At 68.6% G+C, this 20,525-nt stretch carries 18 protein-coding genes; 5 read left to right on the top strand and 13 right to left on the bottom strand.

Going from position 1 to position 20,525, the window contains the following annotated elements; genetic code table 11:
* Positions 1–84: 84 nt before the first annotated feature.
* From DFQ14_RS10215 to DFQ14_RS10195, 5 genes are all read right to left on the bottom strand, one after another.
* Positions 85–2,205: a 3-hydroxyacyl-CoA dehydrogenase NAD-binding domain-containing protein gene (locus DFQ14_RS10215; protein WP_114452976.1), complete on the bottom strand. Its 2,121-nt coding sequence runs from the start codon at positions 2,203–2,205 to the stop codon at positions 85–87.
* Positions 2,202–3,401, bottom strand: coding sequence for a thiolase family protein (locus DFQ14_RS10210; RefSeq protein ID WP_114452975.1), 1,200 nt, complete (start codon positions 3,399–3,401; stop codon positions 2,202–2,204). The genes DFQ14_RS10215 and DFQ14_RS10210 overlap by 4 nt, the downstream gene beginning before the upstream one ends.
* Positions 3,402–3,659: 258 nt before the next feature.
* Positions 3,660–4,904, bottom strand: a complete 1,245-nt coding sequence (locus tag DFQ14_RS10205) for an HRDC domain-containing protein (protein ID WP_246195589.1) — start codon at positions 4,902–4,904, stop codon at positions 3,660–3,662.
* Positions 4,905–4,993: 89 nt separating this feature from the next.
* The gene (locus DFQ14_RS10200; protein WP_114452974.1) at positions 4,994–5,710 is read right to left on the bottom strand and encodes a response regulator; all 717 of its coding nucleotides are present in this window, start codon (positions 5,708–5,710) and stop codon (positions 4,994–4,996) included.
* Positions 5,711–6,142: 432 nt separating this feature from the next.
* Positions 6,143–6,721, bottom strand: coding sequence for a DUF3000 domain-containing protein (locus tag DFQ14_RS10195; protein WP_246195590.1), 579 nt, complete (start codon positions 6,719–6,721; stop codon positions 6,143–6,145).
* 255 nt (positions 6,722–6,976) lie between these two features.
* Between DFQ14_RS10195 and hemE the strand changes: the two genes are divergently transcribed.
* From hemE to hemQ, 3 genes are read left to right on the top strand one after another with little or no spacing between them, the layout of a single operon-like run.
* Entirely contained in the window at positions 6,977–8,071 is a 1,095-nt protein-coding gene (hemE, locus tag DFQ14_RS10190; RefSeq protein WP_114452973.1) for a uroporphyrinogen decarboxylase, read from the top strand.
* On the top strand, positions 8,068–9,492 hold the full coding sequence (gene hemG, locus DFQ14_RS10185) for a protoporphyrinogen oxidase (RefSeq protein ID WP_114452972.1): 1,425 nt from the start codon (positions 8,068–8,070) through the stop codon (positions 9,490–9,492). The genes hemE and hemG overlap by 4 nt, the downstream gene beginning before the upstream one ends.
* A gap of 47 nt (positions 9,493–9,539) precedes the next feature.
* Positions 9,540–10,235, top strand: a complete 696-nt coding sequence (hemQ, locus tag DFQ14_RS10180) for a hydrogen peroxide-dependent heme synthase (RefSeq protein ID WP_114452971.1) — start codon at positions 9,540–9,542, stop codon at positions 10,233–10,235.
* A gap of 449 nt (positions 10,236–10,684) precedes the next feature.
* Here hemQ and msrB read toward each other — a convergent pair whose 3' ends face one another.
* The 3 genes from msrB to DFQ14_RS10165 all read right to left on the bottom strand — a co-directional run bounded on the left by msrB (position 10,685) and on the right by DFQ14_RS10165 (position 13,454).
* Positions 10,685–11,107, bottom strand: a complete 423-nt coding sequence (gene msrB, locus DFQ14_RS10175) for a peptide-methionine (R)-S-oxide reductase MsrB (RefSeq protein ID WP_114452970.1) — start codon at positions 11,105–11,107, stop codon at positions 10,685–10,687.
* Positions 11,108–11,198: 91 nt separating this feature from the next.
* A complete protein-coding gene (locus tag DFQ14_RS10170; protein WP_114452969.1) occupies positions 11,199–11,513 on the bottom strand; it encodes a hypothetical protein in 315 nt (104 codons plus the stop codon).
* Between the two features lie 372 nt (positions 11,514–11,885).
* Positions 11,886–13,454: an alpha/beta fold hydrolase gene (locus DFQ14_RS10165; protein WP_114452968.1), complete on the bottom strand. Its 1,569-nt coding sequence runs from the start codon at positions 13,452–13,454 to the stop codon at positions 11,886–11,888.
* Between the two features lie 270 nt (positions 13,455–13,724).
* Here DFQ14_RS10165 and DFQ14_RS10160 point away from each other — a divergent pair, with 270 nt between their 5' ends.
* Complete coding sequence (locus DFQ14_RS10160) at positions 13,725–14,657, top strand: EamA family transporter (RefSeq protein ID WP_114453098.1); 933 nt, start codon at positions 13,725–13,727, stop codon at positions 14,655–14,657.
* A gap of 67 nt (positions 14,658–14,724) precedes the next feature.
* Here the strand turns inward: DFQ14_RS10160 and DFQ14_RS10155 are convergent, their stop codons facing one another.
* A complete protein-coding gene (locus DFQ14_RS10155) occupies positions 14,725–15,456 on the bottom strand; it encodes a pyrimidine reductase family protein (protein WP_246195591.1) in 732 nt (243 codons plus the stop codon).
* A gap of 52 nt (positions 15,457–15,508) precedes the next feature.
* Between DFQ14_RS10155 and zapE the strand changes: the two genes are divergently transcribed.
* Positions 15,509–16,549 carry a cell division protein ZapE gene (zapE, locus tag DFQ14_RS10150; RefSeq protein WP_114452966.1) on the top strand — a complete coding sequence of 347 codons (1,041 nt, stop codon included), beginning with the start codon at positions 15,509–15,511 and terminating at the stop codon, positions 16,547–16,549.
* Between the two features lie 91 nt (positions 16,550–16,640).
* Here zapE and DFQ14_RS10145 read toward each other — a convergent pair whose 3' ends face one another.
* From DFQ14_RS10145 to rocD, 4 genes are all read right to left on the bottom strand, one after another.
* A complete protein-coding gene (locus DFQ14_RS10145; RefSeq protein WP_114452965.1) occupies positions 16,641–17,294 on the bottom strand; it encodes a response regulator transcription factor in 654 nt (217 codons plus the stop codon).
* Positions 17,291–18,400 carry a sensor histidine kinase gene (locus DFQ14_RS10140; RefSeq protein WP_114452964.1) on the bottom strand — a complete coding sequence of 370 codons (1,110 nt, stop codon included), beginning with the start codon at positions 18,398–18,400 and terminating at the stop codon, positions 17,291–17,293. The genes DFQ14_RS10145 and DFQ14_RS10140 overlap by 4 nt, the downstream gene beginning before the upstream one ends.
* A 112-nt stretch (positions 18,401–18,512) precedes the next feature.
* The gene (locus DFQ14_RS10135) at positions 18,513–19,070 is read right to left on the bottom strand and encodes a hypothetical protein (RefSeq protein ID WP_114452963.1); all 558 of its coding nucleotides are present in this window, start codon (positions 19,068–19,070) and stop codon (positions 18,513–18,515) included.
* A 93-nt stretch (positions 19,071–19,163) separates the two neighbouring features.
* Positions 19,164–20,399, bottom strand: coding sequence for an ornithine--oxo-acid transaminase (gene rocD / locus DFQ14_RS10130; RefSeq protein ID WP_114452962.1), 1,236 nt, complete (start codon positions 20,397–20,399; stop codon positions 19,164–19,166).
* Between the last annotated feature and the right edge of the window lie 126 nt (positions 20,400–20,525).

The following is a 20,525-nucleotide window of genomic DNA, read 5'->3' as shown; positions in this document are numbered from 1 at the left end:
CGGCCGTGGCAGGCGGACTGCCGCACACGAACGGGGCCGGAACGAACGAAATCGTCCCGGCCCCGTTGCAGGATCGGTGTGCGTTCAGGCGGTCGGCACGCTGGCCACACCGGGGGCCAGGAACCGCGCGCCGTTGACCTGCTCGGCAACGCCGGAGCGGTCCAGGTACGGGGTGATGCCGCCGAGCCAGAACGGCCAGCCCGCACCGAGGATCATGCACAGGTCGAGGTCCGCGGCCTCCATGACGACGCCCTCGTCGAGCATGATCCGGGCTTCCTCGGCCAGCGCCCGCAGCGCACGTTCACGAACCTGTTCCTCGGTCGAGGGGTTGTCGCCCTGCTGCCACAGCGCGGCGACCTCCGGATCGACGATCTGGTTGCCGTGCTCGTCGGACTGCCACACGGCGGTCTTGCCCGCGTCGACGAACCGCTGCAGGTTCTCGCTGAGCCCGAAGCGATCCGGGTAGGCGGCGTGCATCGTCTCGTTGACGTGCGCCGCGATCGCCGGACCGACGAGCTGCAGCAGCACCATCGGGCTCATCGGCAGCCCGAGCGGATTCAGCGCCCGATCGGCCACGTCGAACGGCGTGCCCTCGTCGACCGCGGCGATGATCTCCCCGAGGAACCGGGTCAGCAGACGGTTGACCACGAATGCAGGAGCGTCGGAGACCAGCACGCAGGACTTCTTCAGCTGCTTGCCGACCGAGAACGCGGTCGCCAGCGAGGCGTCGTCGGTGCCGGTGCCGCGCACGATCTCCAGCAGCGGCAGCACCGCCACCGGGTTGAAGAAGTGGAAGCCCACGACCCGTTCGGGATGCGACAGTGCCGAGGCCATCTCCGAAACCGACAGGGACGAGGTGTTGGTGGCCAGGATCGCCTCGGCGGAGACGTACTGCTCCATTTCCCCGAACACCTTCTGCTTGACCGACATCTCCTCGAAGACCGCTTCGAGAACGAAGTCGGCGTCGGCGAAGGCCTGCTTGTCCAGCGAGCCGGAAACCAGCCCCTTGAGCCGGTTGACCTCGTCGTCGGAGAGGCGGCCCTTGTCGGCGAGCTTGTCGATCTCACCGTGGACGTAGGACACACCCTTGTCGATGCGTTCCTGGTCGATGTCGGTCAGCACCACCGGTACCTGCAGGCGGCGCAGGAACAGCAGCGCGAGCTGACCCGCCATCAGCCCGGCACCGATGACGCCGACCTTGTTGACCTCGCGAGCCAGCGACTTGTCCGGTGCCCCCGCGGGCTTCTTGGCCCGCTTCTGCGTCAGGTCGAAGGAGTACAGACCCGCCCGCAGTTCATCGGACATCAGGGCGTCGGTCAGTGCCTCGGTCTCGGCGGCGTACCCGGCGTCGAGGTCGTTGTTGCGCGCCAGTTCGATCAGGTCGACGGCACGGTCCACGGCAGGGGAGGCGCCGTTCGTCTTGCCCGCGACGAGGGAGCGGGCCCGGTTGATCGCCTCGTCCCAGGCCTGCCCGCGGTCGATCTCGGGCCGCTGCACCTGGACCTCGCCGGACAGAACGCGCCCTGCCCACCGCAGGGATTCCTCCAGGAAGTCGGCGGCCTCGAGCTCGATGTCGAACATGCCCATCTTGGTGGCCTTGCTCGGATTGAGCATCTTGTTCTGGTTCAGCGCGTTTTCCACGATGACCGTGACCGCCGCGTCCGCACCGATCAGGTTCGGCAGCAGCTGCGTGCCGCCCCATCCCGGGAACAACCCCAGGAAGCATTCGGGGAAGGCGATCGCGCCCGCGTTGTCGGCCACGGTGCGGTAGTGACAGGACAGCGCCAGTTCCAGGCCCCCGCCGAGTGCAGCACCGTTGACCAGGGCGAATGTCGGGATCGTCGATTCGGTCAGACGCCGGAACACGTCGTGGCCGGTCTGGGCCACGTAGTGGGCCTGCTCGCGTTCGGAGATCTCGCCGACCCCGGACAGGTCCGCACCGACCGCGAAGACGAAGGGCTTGCCGGTGACGGCGATGGCGGTGGGCTCGGCGGCGAAGGCCTCGTCGAGGGCGGCATTCAGGCTGGCCAACCCGGCGGGACCGAAGGTCGACGGGCGGGTGTGGTCGTGCCCGTTGTCGATGGTGATCAGCGCGACCTGCCCGGAGACCCCCGGAACGTTGATCAGGCGGGTGAATGCCCGGGTCACGACCTCGTCGGGGAAGTTCGGAGTCGACGTGGAGTGCCGGTTCGATGCTGTGCTCACTGTGTGCCCCCCTTGTGGGTGCCCCCGTTGTAGTGCGGGTTCTCCCAGATCACTGTGCCGCCCATGCCGAAGCCGATGCACATGGTGGTGATGCCGTAGCGAACATCGGGATTCTCGGCGAAGTGGCGGGACAGCTGGGTCATCAGCCGGACGCCGGAAGAGGCCAAGGGATGGCCACAGGCGATTGCGCCACCCCACGGGTTGACGCGCGGGTCGTCCTCGGCGATACCGAAGTGGTCGAGGAAGGCCAGCACCTGGACGGCGAAGGCCTCGTTGATCTCGAACAGTCCGATGTCCTCGATGGACAGGCCGGCCCGGTGCAGGGCCTTCTCGGTCGCCGGAACCGGTCCGGCCCCCATGACCTCCGGTTCCACCCCGGCGAACGAGTAGCCGACGAGACGCATGCCGACGGACAGGCCGAGTTCGCGGGCGCTGTCCTCCTCGGCGATCAGGCAGCCGGTCGCACCATCATTGAGGCCTGCCGCGTTTCCGGGTGTCACCCGGCCGTGCGGCCGGAAGGGGGTCTTCAACCCGTACAGAGTCTCGACCGTCGTGCCCGGTCGGGGCGGCTCGTCGGCGGTGGCCAGCCCCCAGCCGTACTCGCTGGAGCGAGTGGCCACCGGAGCCAGATCCGCTGCGATCCTGCCCGCGTTCGCGGCGGCTTCGTAGCGCTGCTGGCTGCGAGCGGCGTAGGCGTCCGCACGCTCCTTGGTGATCGCGGGGTAGCGATCGTGCAGGTTTTCGGCGGTGGAGCCCATCACCATCGCCGAGGGATCCACCAGCTTGTCCGAGACGAATCGCGGGTTGGGATCCACGCCTTCACCCATCGGGTGGTTGCCCATGTGTTCGATGCCACCTGCGATGACGAAGTCGTAGGCGCCGAAGGCGATACTGCCTGCCGTCGTCGTCACCGAGGTCATCGCTCCCGCACACATCCGGTCGATGGCGAAACCGGGGACGGACTTCGGCAGGCCGGCCAGGAGTGCTGCGGTCCGCCCGATCGTGAGCCCCTGGTCGCCGATCTGGGTGGTGGCGGCGACCGCGACTTCGTCGATGCGTTCGGGTGGGAGGTTCGGTTGCCGCCGCATGAGTTCGCGGATGACCTTGACGACCATGTCATCCGCGCGTGTTTCGGCGTACATGCCCTTCGGGCCGGCCTTGCCGAACGGCGTCCGTACGCCGTCGACGAAGACCACGTTCCGAAGGGCGCGCTGCGTCCCCGATGGTTCGGGGCTGCTACTCGTGCCGGCTGGTGCCGACGCAGGTGCGGCCACGGCGTGCTCCTTCTCGGTGGGGTCTACGCGTCGGCCGGGTGGCGAGCGGGCATGGTGAGCACGAGCCCGGTGCTACCGGCCGGTAATGAGCACTCTAGCCCTTATTACCGACCGGTAACCACATAGGTCCCCTGTCGTGTCGCCCACAGCAACGGCTCCGTGGGGTAAGCCGAGAGATGCTCAGATGGCCGGGGTGCTCAGGGAAGTGGCGAGGGCTTCGGCGGACAAGGAAATCTGCCACTCGCGAGCGCCCCCGTTCCGGAGCGCCTGCGCGATCACGTCCGCATCGAGGTCGTGCGGAGGATCCCAGCACACACGCCGGAGCAGGTCGGGCAGCAGGAGATTTTCCACTGGCAGGCCGTGTGCTTCGGCGATCTCGGCGAGCGCCGTACGCGCGGCCGAGAGCCGGGCGGCGGCTGCCGGATCACGCTCGGACCACCGGTTGGCGGGTGGCGGGCCGTCGGTCGGCGGTGTGGGATCCGGCAGCGCACTTTTGGGCAAGTCCTTGGCCGCACGCAACGCGTGCATCCATGTCGATGCTCGGCGCCGCTGTTGCCTGCCGCCGAAAACCGGCAGTGCGGTCAGTTCGGCCTCGTCGGCCGGATCGGCTTGTGCAGCCTGCACGATGGAGCTGTCCGGCAGTACCCGCCCCGGAGCGAGATCCCGCTCCCGCGCCAGGGCATCCCGCGCCTGCCACAGGGAACGCACCGCCGCGAGCCTGCGGGGTTGCCGAACCCGGTGAATTCCCGAGGTGCGGCGCCACGGTTCGGCCCGGGGCGCCGGCGGTCCTGCTGTGCGAACCGCCTCGAATTCCTCGTGGGCCCATTCGAGCTTGCCCTGCCCGTCGAGTTCGGCACGAAGTTCGGCGCGCAGGGTGATCAGCAGTTCGACATCCAGGGCGGCATAAACGAGCCAGTCCTGCGGTAGTGGCCGGCGGGACCAGTCGACCGCGCCGTGTCCCTTCTCCAGGCGGTACGACAGCATCCGTTCGGCCAACGCGCCGAGCGAGACACGCTCGAAGCCGGCGAGCCGTCCGGCCAACTCCGTGTCGAACAACCGCGACGGGTGCAAGCCGAGCTCGGCCAAGCAGGGCAGGTCCTGTGAGGCCGCGTGCAGCACCCACTCGGTCCCCGACAGGGCCGACACGAGCGGGGTGAGATCGCCCGCCAAGGCGATCGGATCGACCAGCGCGGTACCCGCGCCCTCCCGGCGTAGTTGCACGAGATAGGCACGTTGTGAGTACCGGTAGCCCGAGGCCCGCTCGGTGTCCACTGCCACCGGGCCGGTCCCCGCGGCCAGCGCGGCCGCCGCAGTGTGCAGTGCTTCCGGTGTCTCGACCACCGGAGGTGTGCCGCCGGCCGGCTCGGTCAGCGGTACCGGTTCGGGGCGGTCGGTCCCGGTGGGTTCGGAGTGAGCAGCTTCCACGAGTATCAGACGATACGTGCTCCGGGTGGCCCGTGGAGTCACCTGGCCGACCTCACCGGGATCGAACGGCCCGATCCATCGTTACCCGCTCATCGGATCACCCCGGCACGCATAGCCAGGGCGACCATCTGCGCCCTGTCACCGGTACCCAGCTTGCGGCCGATCCGCGACAGGTGACTTTTCACCGTGAGCGCGGACAGGTTGAGGGCCTCGCCGATCTCCTTGTTGGATCGGCCATCGGCCACGAGCTGGAGAACTTCGATCTCACGCCCGGACAACTCCCGCGGTGTGTTGTCGGTCCCCGGCACTCTCGTACCGGTAGCCAGTACGGGAGCCACGCTGGGATCGGCGTAGACACCGCCGTCGAGAACGCGGCGCACCCCGTCGGTGACGACCACGGGCGAGGCCGACTTCAGCAGGTACGCCTGTGCACCTGCCTGGAAGGCGGCTCGGACCGCATACGGGTCATCGGACGAAGCGAGCACCACGATCCGCGGCCAGCCCTGGGTACGTAATTCCGTTACCAGGTCTATGCCGGTTCCATCGGGAAGCCCGAGATCGAGAATGGCGAGGTCACAAGGGCCTGTCGCCAGGGCGCGGGCCCTGGCCTCGGCCATCGATGCGGCCTCGTGCACCGTGCCGGCGCCCATCTGCAGCAGACGGGAGGAGATGGCCTCCCGAAGCAACGGATGATCGTCCGTCACGAGCACCGTGAACAGCTCTTCCCGCGGATGCGGGACCATGTTGGCCGGCAAAGCACCGGCCGGCGTGGTACGAGCGGCCTGACCTAAGCCGACGGCAGCCACGTCACTACCTCCCTGGAGTCGGTCGTGCCCCCCGACCGGCACCGGGACTCTCGACCGATCAGCCGCGCCACTGATCGACCGAAAGTGGTGTCGTTCAGCAAGCAGCGTAACCGTCCAACTCGATCAGTGGGACGATCATCGGGGTATATATCCCGATCGAGTTGTGATTGCTCCAAGCGGGGGTAGCGCGAACGGGTGAAAGTGTGCGATTTGGCTAACGCCGGAGCGTGTTCAAACGACAAGCCAAAGCTGTGGTTGTCGAGAAAGTTTTCCTTTCAAGTATTCAGCCGCACCGTGCCCGGGGGAGCCGCTCGTGGCACAGCAGGACCCGCGGTCACCGGTGGACCCACCCGAGTGGACCCGTCGGTGACCGTTGCCGGCACCGGTGCTCGGCGCGCACCGCCCGAAGGCGTTCCCCCGGCGCGGAGGACGTCAGAACGGACGCTGACTCTCGCCCGTCCGCGTTCCCAGTACCGCGACCCCTGTGGGTGGCAGGCCCGCAGCAGTGCTCATCAGCTCGTGGAAGGCCACTGCGTGGGATTCGAGTTTCGGTCCGAAAGCCGTCCACGATCCACGCAACTCGAGATCGTGGTTCCGTTCCGGGCCGGCAATGTCGCCGAAGCGGGCCGAGGACGTCAACGTGACCGTCCCGCCCAGCGCCGTGTACTCGACGCCGGAATCCTCGAGCGCGTCGGTCAGCCAGGACCATCCGACGGAGGGCAGGAGTGGATCGGTGGCCACTTCCGGATCCAGCTCCGCTCTGAGGTAGGCGACGAGGCGCCAGACCCCGTTCCAGAATTCCTGTCCGGCCGGGTCGTGCAGCAGAACCAACCGGGACGTAGCCAGCTCACCATCCGGACCGGTTGCCTCGGCCGCGAGTGCGTAGGCCCACGGAGCGAGACGCTTCGGTGGACGCACCTCGGTGATCTCGATCTCCGGCCGGGGAGCGGGCGACGTCAAGGCGGCAACTGCTTGCCGGAACACCTCGGGCACCGCCGACATCTCCGTCACGCCCAGCAACTGTAGGACCTTCCGCGCGCAGGGTGTCGGAGGCACGCCCACGGCGGCCCGAGGCAGTATTCGGCCTCCCGGCTCTCCACGGGCGGGGCAGCGTGCAAAAATGACCTCGACGCTCCTGTTCGCGCACACGTGCTCGTCGGTGAGGTGGCTCACCGCGGTGGACCTTCAGCACCCGGTGCCGGACACGGTCGTTGCCCAGGGCCTCGGGCGTCGAACCATTCCGTCCAGTTTCGAGAAATTTCTCCCATGACGAACTCCGCACCCGTCTCGGCCCGCCGGGACCTCGATGACACTCCTTTCCTCGTCGCGGCCCGCGGTGGGACCCCCGAGCACACACCGGTCTGGTTCATGCGCCAAGCCGGGCGCTCCCTGCCCGAGTACCGCCGGGTGCGCGAGGGGACTCCCATGCTGCAGGCGTGCCTGACTCCCGAACTGGTCTGTGAGATCACGGCACAACCCGTGCGGCGCCACGGTGTGGACGCGGCCATCCTGTTCAGCGACATCGTTCTGCCGCTGTACGCCTCGGGAATCGGCCTGGACATCGTTGCCGGGACCGGTCCGGTGGTGGCCGAGCCGGTACGCGGTGCCGACGATGTGGACCGGTTGCCGTCGCTCGAACCCGAACAGGTCGCTCCGGTCGCCGAGGCGGTCGGACTCCTGACGGGGGAATTGGGGCGCGTTCCCCTGATCGGCTTCGCGGGTGCCCCGTTCACCTTGGCCTCCTACCTGGTGGAGGGCGGACCGAGCCGCAACCACGAGCGGACGAAGGCACTGATGCACTCCGATCCGCACACCTGGCACACCCTGCTGGACAAGCTGGCCACGACGACCCTGACCTTCCTGCGCGTGCAAGCGGCGGCGGGAGTGGACGCGGTGCAGCTGTTCGATTCCTGGGCCGGAGCACTCTCGCTGCGTGACTACCGGGAGTTCGTCCAGCCGCACACCCGTCGGATCTTCGAGGGACTCGCGGAGACCACCGGGGGGGAGGCGCTGCCGCGTGTCCACTTCGGTGTCGGTACCGGGGAGCTGCTCGGTGCCATGAGTTCGGCGGGGGCGGACGTGGTCGGTGTCGACTGGCGGGTTCCGCTCGATGCGGCGGCGCAACGGCTGCGGGAGTCCGGCTCCGTTCCGGGCGAGCCGGTGGTCCAGGGCAACCTCGATCCGGCCGTGCTGTTCGCGGGCCGGGAAGCCGTGGAACGAGAGGCCCGCCGCATCCTGACCGAGGGCCGAGCGGCGGGTGGTCACATCTTCAACCTCGGGCACGGGGTGTTGCCGGATACGGATCCGGATGTGCTGAGCAGGTTGGTCGAGTTCGTCCACTCGGAGAGCGCGCGGTCGTGACGGGCGGCGAGCGCAGCAGGATCGCCGTCGTCGGTGGTGGCGTGGCAGGTCTCACCGCGGCACACCGGTTGCGGCGGAGGCTGGGATCGGAAGCCGACATCGTCGTGGTGGACCAGGCCGATCAGCTCGGCGGCAAGCTGGGCACGGCCGATTTGGCGGGATGTCCCTACGACGTCGGTGCCGAGGCGTTCCTGGCGCGACGGCCGGAGGTGCCTGCTCTCGCCGAGGAAGTGGGGTTGGGGGAAGACGTGGTGCATCCCGGGCCCGCTTCGGCCACGGTGCGCGCGGGCGGGCGGAGTTGCCCGTTGCCGACCGGAACTCTCATGGGGGTCCCGTCCGCTGCCGATTCCGTCCGGCACGTGCTCTCGGGTGCGGGAGTGGCGGCCGTGCGCGCGGAAACGAGCCTGCCACCCCCGCACCTCGACGGTGCGGACGTGTCCGTGGGGGCATTGCTGCGCGACCGGGTCGGTGACGAAGTCGTCGATCGTCTCGTCGAGCCACTGCTGGGCGGTGTGTACGCGGGAAGCGCCGACGGGTTGGGGCTGCGAGCGACGATCCCCGCTCTGGCGGCCGCGATCGACGCGGGGGCGGAGTCGATCGGTGCCGCGGTTGCGCGAGCGCTGCCGCCACCGAGTCCCGAAGGGCAGGCCAAACCCCCGGTCTTCGGGGCGTTCCGCGGTGGTTACCGGAGTCTGATCGACCGGCTTGCGCAGCGAAGCTCGGCGCGAGTGCGTCTGGGGTTGCCGGTACGCGCGGTGGTACCCGCCGGAACCGGCTGGAGGCTGGAGATCGGATCCGCTCCGTCTCCCGAGGTGCTGGATGCCGATGCCGTGGTGATGGCCGTACCCGCTCCCTCGGCGCGCCGGTTGCTCTCCGAGGTCGTTCCCGCCGCGGCCGAGCGCCTTGCGGCGGTGGAACTGGCTTCGATGATCGTGGTGGGGATGGCGCTGCCTTCCGACACGCGGTTGCCCGAGGCCTCGGGAGTGCTCGTGGCTCGGGGGGAGACCCACGCCGACGGAACTCCCTTCACCGCGAAGGCCTTCACGTTCTCCAGTCGCAAGTGGCCGCATCTGCGGGGACGCGACGGTGAGGTACTGGTGCGTGCCTCGGTCGGCCGTTTCGGGCAGGCCGCCGAGCTGCGCATGGACGACGGTGAGCTGCTGCGCGGAGTGCGGAACGATCTGGCCGAACTGACCGGGATCCGGGCGGAGCCGGTCGATTCCGTCGTCGCTCGCTGGGGTGGTGGCCTGCCGCAGTACGGTGTCGGCCATCTCGACACCGTCGCCGGGATCGAGAGCGCCATGGCCGAGGTGCCGGGGCTGACCTTGGCCGGGGCGATGCTGCACGGCGTGGGCGTGCCCGCGTGCGTGGCCACGGGTGAGGCGGCGGCGGCCGAGCTCGTCCGCCACCTGACGGCATGAGCGACCTGCCTGCGAAGTGCCGATCCGACAGTGGGAAACTGCGTGGTATGGCCCGCCTGAACTACTCCGAACTCAACAACACCATCCGCTACACCATGTGGTCGGTTTTCCGTATCGAGCCGGGGGCGCTGCCCGAGGACCGGGAGAAGGCCGCGCAGCAGACCCGGGAGTTCCTGGACGGCCTGGCGGATTCGGATGTGGTGGTTCGTGGCGTGTACGACGTGTCCGGCCTGCGTGCCGACGCGGATTTCATGATCTGGTGGCACGCGTCGGAAATCGAGTCGGTGCAGGCGGCCTACACCGACTTCCGCCGTACGACACCGTTGGGACAGGCCTCCCAGCCGGTCTGGAGCAGTGTCGCCGTGCACCGGCCCGCCGAGTTCAACAAGAGCCACATCCCGGCTTTCCTCGCGGGTGAGGAGCCGAAGGACTACGTCTGCGTCTACCCGTTCGTGCGCTCGTACGAGTGGTATCTGCTGCCGGACGAGGAACGGCGGGACATGCTCGCCGGACACGGCAAGGAGGCGCGCGACTACCCGGACGTGCGGGCGAACACGGTCCCGGCCTTCGCGCTCGGCGACTACGAGTGGATTCTCGCCTTCGAAGCCGATGAGCTGCACCGCATCGTCGATCTGATGCGGCATCTGCGGGGTACCAACGCCCGCCTGCACGTGCGCCAGGAAACGCCCTTCTACACCGGGCACCGCCTCGGTGTTGCCGACCTGCTCGCGAAGTTGCCCTGAGAGCCCGTCTTGGAATTTGGTCAGGTGGTTGCTGAACCGCCGTCTCAGGCGGCGCCTTGCGGCGTTGCAGGCCACATCGAGTAGCCACTTCTCCGCCACGTGGCCTGCTGCCTTGCTGATGCCCGCCTGCGGGCATTCCGATCGAATACGCCGGAGCGGGTCACCCTGCTCAGGCTGATCACCCGAGCGAAAGAACCAGATCAAAGACAGGCACTGAGCCACGCTCGCCTGCACGGAGTACCCCATTCGCACGGAGCTGTCGGAATCAGCGGAAGCCGCGTGGCAGCTCCGTGGGGCGGTCTCCTTCCACGACGCGCTGTACTCGGCGTTGGCAGCGAGACCGGACGTAGCGCTGCCCACCGCCGACAAGCGGTCGGCCCGAGCCCCGCAACTGCCGTGTGGCGTGGAAGTCGTGGGCTGACCGGCCGATTTCCGGCCGGTGTACCCGGCTACTCCTGCGGCACCAGCTTGAGTGCCACGGAGTTGATGCAGTAGCGCTGATCGGTCGGGGTGTTGTAGCCCTCACCGGAGAAAACGTGCCCGAGGTGGCTCAGGCAGGAGGCGCACAGCACCTCGACGCGGACCATGCCGAGTGAGCGGTCCTCACGCAGGATCACCGCATCGGAGCTGCGCGGGTCGTAGAACGACGGCCACCCGCAGTGGGATTCGAACTTCGTCTCGCTGCGGAACAGTTCCGCTCCGCAGGCGCGGCACTCGTACACGCCGACGGTCTTGTCCTCGACGTACTGCCCGCTGTGCGGGGGTTCGGTGGCGCCTCGCCGCAGAACCGCGTACTCGTCGGCATTGAGCTGCTCTCGCCATTCCTGGTCGGACCTGACGATCTTCGGGGTGGCTCCCACGACCGGTTCCATACCTCCATCGTAATCGTTCCGGTGATCGGATGCCCGGGCGATTCGTGCGGGCTGTCGCTGCGGTGCGTGCGCGCAGGGCCGACGAGGCGGCTCACTCGAAGAAGACGCCGGACACGAACACGACAGCATCCCAGAGGGCGATCCCCACCCCGACCAGCATCAGCAGGACGACGACCGCCACAGCCAATCGGCGGCGACCCCCGGCGCGATTGGCGCTCTGCGCGAAGTCCTCGACGCCCTGCAACATGCCCTCGACGGTGGCTCGAGACTGAGACCGTTCCACTCGGTCGAGGTGCTCGGCGAACGCTTGAGCCTCGGGATCGTGCGGATCGAGGCCGATCAGGTCGTCGGCGAATCGGCCGGTGGGTCCGTCCGGCTCGTCGCCTTGCCGACCACTGCGTGTCATGGCCACACGATAGCGCCTCGTCGGCAAGCTCGCCCCGACGAATGGTCCCGGGTGTGGCCGCCGCCGGCGAGTGGTTCGCAAGGCTCGTTTCCGCCGGGCGAGTGAGCGGTGGACCACACGCTGTCGCCCGACCGGCGGTGCCGTACCCCTCCGGTGATTGCCCATCATCGATGGTGATGGTGCTCGCTCCACTACGGGAGGACTCGATGGTCCGGGACGACGACAGGCACGTCCATGCTCGGCTGGGTGGCTGCAACTGCTGCAGCAACTGCAGCGGGCCGTCGTGCGGCTGCTGCGGCAGCTGCAGCTGAGCTCGACCGGTTTTCCGCCCGGGGTGTCGGCACCCCGGGCGGAAAACCGCCGGGTGAACGGTCATGCCGGGCACGCCGTGTTCTCGGCCGGAAGAGCGCCGTGCACGAGGAAGCCGCTGGCGTTGAGGGTGGCGCAGCGGGAACGCCCCAAGGCTCCGTGCCCGGTGCCCTGCCACGTGACGGTGATCCCTGCGGCGAGCCGGTCGGCCATGTGCTCACTGCCCAGCGCAGGAGTGAGCGGATCGGTGGCCGTGGTAATCACGGGGATGGGGGGAAGCGCGGGATTGCTCGGCACGGGCAGTGATCGCTGTGGCACGGGCCACAGTGAGCATTGCACGAGTTGCTGCGCCAGCACCCCGCCGAACAGCGGGAACCGATCGACCAGCTCGGTGGCGATACCGACGCCGCGCTGCGGCGGCACGCGGAGCGTGGTGTCGTTGCATCGCGTGATGACCCGGGAGTCGAGCCCCGGGGGATGGGCCGCGTCGCCGTGGAGCAACGGTGCCACCATGCGCCCGAGCATGGTGCCGTCTCCGCGGTCGGCGGCATCGAGGGCCTGAACGAGCTCGTGCCATCGGTCCGGGTCGGTGAGGCCGAGCAGGATCGCTCGCACGATCGTGCCCGCGGTCACCGGTGAGCCGGCCCCGGGAAGCGGTGTGGCACGGGTTCGCTCGATCAGATCCTCGACCGTTCTGCGTGGGTCCGGCCCCAGGGGACACGCGTTCCCCGCTGTGCATTGCGCGGCGAACGCGTCGAAAGTCCTCTCGGCTTCACGAGCCTGCTTCTTCGTCCGGCCGAGCGCGTCCAGCGTGGGATCCGGAGCACCGTCGAAGACCATGCGCCCCACGGAACGGGGGTAGCGCTGGGCGTAGGTGGCCAGAACCCGAGAGCCCTCGCCCCGTCCGATGGCGTGCAGGCGGGGAACGCCCAGTTCGATCCGGAGCTCTTCGAGGTCGGCGGCGGTGCGCCAGGTGTCGTAGGCCTGTGCTCGCTTTTCGAGTTCGAGCAGGCACTCCTGGCTCGCCGAGCGCACCGAGTCGAGCAGGCGATCGAGCGCTGCCCGTTCCGTGGCCCGCGGATCGAATCCGACGATGGTCTCTCGGGCGGCGGGGGGGAAACATGTCGCGGGATCGGAACGGCCGCTGCCGCGCCGATCCATACCGATGATCCTGAAGGTCTCCAGCATCTCCGGTGGCAGCTTCAGGGCCAACCGCGCGGTGAAGGCCGTTCCGGGCACCCCGCGGATGTCGTTGACGACGACCAGGGGGATCGAGCCACTGCCCACACTCAGCAGGGAGATGCGGGAGGTGCCGCTGCTGATCGCGCCGGGAGGACTCAGGCTGGTGAGCAGCCGGGAGCAGGAGAAGGACATTCCCTCCGGCAGCGTGGACACGCCGATTTCGAGCCGGGTCCGTTCGGTGCAGTCCTGCCAGCCCAGTGCTTGCTGAGCCGGAGGACCCAACGGGGGGAGAGGCGCGGGCTCCGGGGGCGCCGGTGCCGGGGGGACCTGCTGCTGTGAGCCCCGGTAGGCCACTGCCGGACGCTCGGAGGGGCCTGCGGAACAAGCCGCGACGATCAAGAGCACCAGCGGCAGCAGGAGGGCACCGGCCCGGTGAGTGATGCGCGGCACGGGTACTCCTTGTTGCCGATGAACGGGTTGCCAGGACGCGATGGCGGTGTGGGAATTGTCCGCCCCGGTGGCCGGGGGCCGTTGCTTCGGGTCAGCATCGCATGATCGGCGTGAGGCCGGGGTGAGCACCGGGCGCAGGCGGGGCCTTGCGCATCGTGGCGTCGAGTACCGTGCCCTCGGGGTCGGTGCGCCGAGGTCACCGTGGGACCGGCCCCGCGGACGGCATGGGAAGACACGGACGGCAGAGGGTTCGAGGCGATCGTGACGAGCATGGGTGAGGCTTCATCGAGTCGGCGCCTACTCGGAGGAAGAGGCAACCGTGCCGCGCGCTCTGTCGGTGCGGTGCCGCCTCCCGTGCTCGTGGTGACCAGCATGATCAGCCTGCAGGTGGGGGCGGCTTTCGCGAAGCAGTTGTTCGCCATGGCCGGGGCCACCGGTGTGAGTGCTCTGCGGTTGGGCTTCGCCGCACTGGTGCTGCTGATCCTCGTGCGCCCGTCGCTGCGGATGGATCGCAGGACGCTGCTGGTGATCGTCGGCTACGGGGCCGTGCTGGCCGCGATGAACATGAGCATCTATCAGGCTTTCGCGCGGATACCGCTGGGTGTTGCGGTGACCATCGAGTTTCTCGGGCCGCTGTCGGTGGCGGTGTTCGGCTCACGCCGCAAGCTGGACGTTCTGTGGGCGGGACTCGCCGCGGTGGGAGTGTTGCTGCTGTCCCGGATCGAAGGTGGTCTGGACCCCGTCGGAGTGTCGTTCGCACTGCTGGCGGGCGCCTTCTGGGCCGGATACATCCTGATGGGAGCGAAGCTGGGCGACCACACCAAGGGCGGCTCGGGACTGGCCCTGGGAATGGTCGTCGGTGCGCTGGTGGCGACACCCTTCGGAATCGTCGGCTCCGGCGAGGCCCTGCTCCAACCCACCGCCCTCGCGGTGGGTTTGCTGGTGGCACTGATGTCCTCGGTGCTGCCGTACTCGCTGGAACTGGAAGCGCTGCGGCGTATCCCACCGCGGGTGTTCGGGGTCCTGATGAGTCTGGAGCCGGCGGTGGCGGCGTTGGCCGGCCTGGTCGTGCTCGGGGAGGCGCTCGGGTCGGTGCAGTGGTTGGCGATCGGGTGCGTGGTCCTCGCCTCGGTCGGTGCGACCCGCGGCAGCGGCTCTCAACCGAAGGGCGGCGCCGGTGCACGGGAGGCCTGCGCGGACTGATCGCCACCCGGCCGACCGTGCCGCAGCGTTGCCGGACGGTGGGCATCGAGAGTGTTCGCGCCTTCGGTTACCGCGCCGCTCTCCCGTAACGCAGCAGCAGCGATTCGTCGGTGTGCAACGCCGACAACAGCCGCATCCCACGCGGCTGTTCGGCGGGGGTACCCGTGGCGATCCTGCCGGCACTGCCGCTGGTCAGCAGCGGGGAAACGGTCAGGCACAGCTCGTCGACCAGGTCCTCGGCGACGAGATCACCGAACAGGGTCGGCCCGCCCTCGCAGCCGATGCGGCGCAGTCCGCGCGCCTCGAGCGCGGCCAGTACCTCGTGCAGATCGACCTTGTCGTCGCCGGCGATGACGAGATCGGCGCCGGCGTCGACCAGGGCGGCTCGGCGGTCCGCGGGCGCGGCCGCACAGGTGAGCACGATCGGGGAAACCACGCTGCCGGTCAGCAGCGGTGAGTCGGGCGGCAACGAGCAGTGATTGCTGACCAGGGCGATGGGAGGGACGTCGGACAGTCCCAGTCGCCTTCTGCGCTCGGTGCGGCTCTCCTTGCGCTTGATCCCCCCGTAGCTTTCGATGATGGCGGTTCCCGCGCCGACGAGGACCACGTCCGACAGATCACGGATCAATGCGAGAACACGTTGGTCTCCGGGACTCGACAGGCCTCGCGAGCTGCCGCGTACCGTCACCGCCCCGTCGAGGCTGGAGACGAAGTTCACCCGTACCCATGGTCGTTGCAGCGCTTCCGGATAGGCGTAGAACGCCTCCAGGTCGCTGTCCACCTGCTGCGCGTCGTCCACTGGCCAGAGCCTGTCCACCCGACCATCTCATCACGATGGTTAGAGTGCAGGTATGACGACCCCGCGCCTGACCGATCGCCGCCCCGACATCAGTGCGGACGAGCTGGTCGACGCGATGACCCCGCCGCCGCGATTCGACGAGGTCCGCTTCGACACCTACATCCCCAATCCCGAGGAGCCCAGCCAGGCTGCTGCCGTGGCCGCGTGCCGCGAGTTCGCCGAGAGGGTGACCGCGGCGGGCGGAGACGAGCGAAGGTCGGTGCTGCGCTCGCTGTTCGGTGGCAGGAAGGCGAGGCGGCCGGACGGCGGCAAGCAGGGGGTGTACCTCGACGGTGGTTTCGGCGTCGGCAAGACCCATCTGCTGGCCTCGACATGGCATGCCGTGCCCGGCCCGAAGTCCTACGGGACCTTTGTCGAGGTGACGAACCTGGTCGGTGTGCTGGGGTTCACCGAGACCGTCCGCCGACTGTCGCAGCACCGGCTGCTGGCGATCGACGAGTTCGAACTCGATGATCCGGGTGACACGATGTTGGTCACCCGGTTGCTGTCGAAACTGACCGATGCCGGTGTGTACGTGGCCGCGACCTCCAACACCCTGCCGGAGAAACTCGGGGAGGGGCGGTTCGCCGCAGTGGACTTCCTGCGCGAGATCCACGCGATGTCGGAGCGCTTCGATGTCGTGCGGATCGACGGCCCGGATTACCGGCACCGTGGCCTGCCGGAAGCGCCGGAGCCGATGGACGACGAGGAGCTGGCTGAGGCGGCCGCGGCGACCGAGGGGGCCACGCTCGACGACTTCGACGACCTCTGCGGACATCTCGCCGGATTGCACGCGTCGAAATACGGGCGGCTCGTCGAAGGGGTGAGTGCGGTGTACCTGCGCGGGGTGCACGCGGCACCCGACCAGGACGTCGCACTACGGCTGGTGGCGCTGGCCGACCGGCTCTACGACCGTGCGGTACCGGTTCGCGTCTCCGGCGGGGCGCTGTCGTCGCTGTTCACCGAAGAGATGCTGAGCGGGGGATACCGCAAGAAGTACCTGCGTGCGATCAGCCGGCTCACGGCGCTGTCCCGCGACCTCGCCAAGTCCTAGTGGCTTTCTGCTCTGCAAGCCCTGGACAGGTGGTTGCCGGGGTGTCCGCGCGGCTCCCTTGCTGCCGGTCATGCGTCCCTGGCCGGCCCGGTCAGTGGACCAGTCCGGAGCGGTAGGCGAATACCACCAGCTGGGCACGGTCACGCGCGTCGAGTTTGATCATCACTCGGCTGACGTGCGTACGGGCGGTTGCCGGGCTCATGGAGAGCCGCTCGGCGATCTCGTCGTTGTTGAGTCCCTCGCCGACCAGGACGAGGACCTCGTGTTCTCGCTCGGTGAGCGATTTCAGATCCGGATGCGGCTTGTGCGGTCGGGGCGGCTGGTGCACGAACTCGGAGATCAGCGTGCGGGTGACCGACGGGGACAGCAGTGCTTCGCCGCCGGCGACCAGCCGGATCGCCTGGAGCAGCTCGGCGGGACTGGTGTCCTTGAGCAGGAAACCCGAGGCGCCGTACCGCAGGGCGTCGAAGACGTACTCGTCCACCTCGAACGTGGTGAGCACGATGACTCGGGTGTGGGAGAGGTCCGGGTCTGCGGTGATCCGTCGGGTCGCCTCCAGGCCGTCGATACCGGGCATCCGGATGTCCATCAGCACGACGTCGGGGCGTGTCCGCTGCGCCACGGCCACCGCCGTGAGCCCGTCGGAGGCCTCGCCGACCACGGGCATGTCGTCCTCGTTGTCGATCAGCGTGCGCAAGCCCAGACGCACGAGTTCCTGGTCGTCGGCTACCAGCACGCTGGTCATGGATCGGCCCCGATCGGCATTCGCGCATGTACCTCGAACCGGTCCTGCGGCTTCGGACCGGCGAAGAACGTGCCGCCGAGTGACTCGACCCGCTTGCGCATGCCGGGGATGCCGAGTCCGCCGGAGGAGTCGGTACGGGTCATCCCACTGCTGGCCACGGTCAGCGACACGGCGTCAGTCTCGTAACCCACCCGCACGTCGGCAACCCTGCTCGGGCTGTGTCGCAACACGTTCGTCAGCGCCTCCTGCAGCACTCGGTAGGCCACCAGATCGACCGATTGCGGGAGGGGTGCGGGAGTGCCGGTAGTGGTGACCTCGATGGTGATGCCGGCGTCACTCATTCGCCGCCGCAGGTCCTCCAACCGGTCCAAACCGGGTCCCGGGGCACGGTCGTCCTCCTCCCTGCGTATCAGAGCCAGGGTCGCACGCAGCTCGTCGAGCGCTTGCCCGCTGGTACTGCTGATCGACTCCAGAGCTGTGGCGGCCTGTTCCGGTTTCTTGTCCAGCACGTGCAGCGCGACATCGGCCTGCATCTTGATCGCCGCCAGACCGTGCCCCACCACGTCGTGCACTTCCTGCGCGACCCGCAGCCGCTCGTCGGCCACCCGCTCGCGGATCAGCTCGGCGCGGGCCTGCTCGGCGGTGAGCCGAGCTTGTCGGACCGTGATGCCGACTGCCAACGGCACAACCACCCAGGCCGAGCCCGGCACCACGCCGAGGAATCCGGGCAACGCCGCACTGTTGGTGAACAGGTGTGCGAGCAGCGCCGGTATCGCCGCCACGCAGGCAGGCAGTGACGTGTGCAGTGGCAGGTAGCGGGCTGCTGTGTAGACCGCGATCAGCAACGAGACCAGGATGGGCCCATAGGGGTAGCCGAGCAGAAGGTACGTCGCGGTGCAGGCGGTGGTTCCCGCCAGCGTGGCCAGCGGCCGACGCCGTCGTAGCACGAGTACGAGGGCGGCGGCGGTCACCAGGGCGATGCCGTAGGCGTCCAGTTCCCGGTCGGGGGCGACCACGGTATCGATGTTCGCGGTCGCGACGCCCCCGAAAATCGCGAGCCCGAGCGCCAACAGCGTGTCGCCGACGAGCGCTCGCTTGGGCTGCATCCGTGGCACCGTTCTCCTCGGTCGATGTCCCGGCGGCAGGTCGCCTGCCGTCGAGCAGTGTGAATACCACGAGAGTGACGAGGCTTGCCGCACCGCTTGCCGATGCCGTGTCTCAACCGTTGCGCCCTTCTCGTTTCCGGCCACGTCGGTTGCCGATGCGGCCCCACGGCTTGAACACCGAGAGCGCCATCGCGAACAGCAGGGCACTGATGGACACGACCGGGGGGAAGACGAGGTCGCCTACCGCGAGTGGCGGGGACGCCCCGGCGAGCAGGGCGCGGCCGCTGTCGGCGGCGTCGACAATGCCGGGGCGCAGGGCCAGTAGCACCAGCGTGGCCAGCACGACGTTGAGTACCAGTTTGGTCGCCACCCACCAGTAGCGCACCAGGCCGTACTTGCTGCCGAGCCCGAGCAGCACGCCTGTGGCCAGACAGAGCAGGCCGGCGGTGAGCAAGGGCCAGACAGCGAACATCTCCAGACCCAGGTAGGTCACGGCCCTGGTGCGTTCCGAGGAGGTCGACAGTGCGGTGACGACCAGCACCCCCATCACCACGTCGATGCCGAGCCAGGCACCTGCCGACGCGATGTGGAACACCAACACCGTCTTGCGGGTGCGTCTGCCCAGCCGCCACCGATGTCCGGCGGGGGCGAGAGTCGCGTACGAGGTCATGGTGGTCTCCTTCCACGCGGGACCACCATGGCCTGTAGCCGGCATCGCGTCGTCCGTGCGGCGTCGTACTTGTGAGTACGTCGGTGGACGTAGCTATCCGAGCCGGAGGACCTCTGCGAGCGCGTCGATCCCGGTGTCGAGCTCCTCGGTGCTGATCACCAACGGGGGTGCGATGCGCAGCGTGCTGTCCTGGGTCTGCTTGCACAGCACACCACGCTCGGCCAGCGCCAGGCTGGCCGCACGACCCGTGGGGCCGCCCTCGGCGATGTCCACTCCGGCCCACAGGCCGCGGCCTCGAACTTCGGACACTCCTGCGCCGACGAGTTCGCCCAGCCGCGCGTGCAGGTGAGCGCCGAGCTCCCGGGACCGGCGCTGGAATTCTCCGGTGGCCAGCAGCCGTACGACCGCCCGGCCGACCGCGCAGGCCAGCGGGTTGCCGCCGAAAGTGGAGCCGTGCTCGCCGGGCCGCAGCACCCCGAGGACGTCGCGCCGTCCGACCACGGCCGAGACCGGCAGGAGGCCGCCGCCCAGGGCCTTGCCCAGGGTGTACAGATCGGCGCGTACGCCGTCGTGCGCGGTGGCCAGCAGTTCGCCGGTTCGTCCGAGGCCGGACTGGATCTCGTCGGCGATCAGCAGCACGCCGTTGTCGTCGCAGAGCCTGCGCAGTTCGCGCAGATAGCCGTCGGGGGGAACGACGACTCCCGCCTCGCCCTGGATCGGCTCGACCAGCACCGCCGCCGTACGTCCGGTGATGGCGGCCTCGACGGCGGAGGCGTCGCCGTAGGCCACGGCCGTGAAACCGGGGGTGAACGGCCCGAAGTCGGCGCGCGCCTCCTGGTCGGTGGAAAACGAGACGATGGTGGTGGTGCGGCCGTGGAAGTTCGATCCGGCCACGATGATCTCGGCGCCGTCCTCCGGTACTCCCTTGACCTGGTACGCCCACTTCCGCGCGACCTTGATGGCCGACTCGACGGCTTCGGCGCCCGAATTCATCGGCAGCACCATCTCGGTGCCGGTCAGCTCGGCCAGCTCACGGCAGAACGAACCGAATTGATCGTGGTGGAAGGCACGGCTGGTCAGCGTCACTCGGTTGAGCTGGTCGATCGCCGCCGCGACGAGGTCCGGATGGCGGTGTCCGAAGTTCAGCGCCGAGTACCCGGCCAGGAAGTCGAGGTAGCGAATACCGTCCACATCGGTCACCCACGAGCCGGATGCTTCCCTGATCACCACCGGCAGCGGATGATAGTTGTGCGCGCTGTAGTGCTCGTCGAGAGCCAGGAACTCGGACGTGGCGGCGGGAGAGCCCGTACCGGTCGGGGCGGCAGTCATGCCCACAGGTTATGTCGCCACGGGCGTGGCTTCCATTGGCAACGCATTGCTTTCTGCGATACTTCGTTGCGCGATTGAGCAGAAAAGCATTGGATTCTTGCTCGTTCCTGTCGCCGGGAGAGCCAA

It is taken from the genome of Halopolyspora algeriensis (assembly GCF_003337235.1).
Lineage (GTDB): Bacteria > Actinomycetota > Actinomycetes > Mycobacteriales > Pseudonocardiaceae > Haloactinomyces > Haloactinomyces algeriensis.
Note: the sequence above shows the minus strand (reverse complement) of the source record. Positions and strands in the feature narration are given on the sequence as shown.

Coding starts and splice junctions, on each gene's coding strand:
- hemE (WP_114452973.1), top strand. CDS start 6,977: ATGACGAACTCCGCACCCGTCTCGGCCCGCCGGGACCTCGATGACACT.
- hemQ (WP_114452971.1), top strand. CDS start 9,540: ATGGCCCGCCTGAACTACTCCGAACTCAACAACACCATCCGCTACACC.
- msrB (WP_114452970.1), bottom strand. CDS start 11,107: ATGGAACCGGTCGTGGGAGCCACCCCGAAGATCGTCAGGTCCGACCAG.
- DFQ14_RS10170 (WP_114452969.1), bottom strand. CDS start 11,513: ATGACACGCAGTGGTCGGCAAGGCGACGAGCCGGACGGACCCACCGGC.
- DFQ14_RS10160 (WP_114453098.1), top strand. CDS start 13,725: ATGGGTGAGGCTTCATCGAGTCGGCGCCTACTCGGAGGAAGAGGCAAC.
- zapE (WP_114452966.1), top strand. CDS start 15,509: ATGACGACCCCGCGCCTGACCGATCGCCGCCCCGACATCAGTGCGGAC.
- DFQ14_RS10145 (WP_114452965.1), bottom strand. CDS start 17,294: ATGACCAGCGTGCTGGTAGCCGACGACCAGGAACTCGTGCGTCTGGGC.
- DFQ14_RS10140 (WP_114452964.1), bottom strand. CDS start 18,400: ATGCAGCCCAAGCGAGCGCTCGTCGGCGACACGCTGTTGGCGCTCGGG.
- DFQ14_RS10135 (WP_114452963.1), bottom strand. CDS start 19,070: ATGACCTCGTACGCGACTCTCGCCCCCGCCGGACATCGGTGGCGGCTG.
- rocD (WP_114452962.1), bottom strand. CDS start 20,399: ATGACTGCCGCCCCGACCGGTACGGGCTCTCCCGCCGCCACGTCCGAG.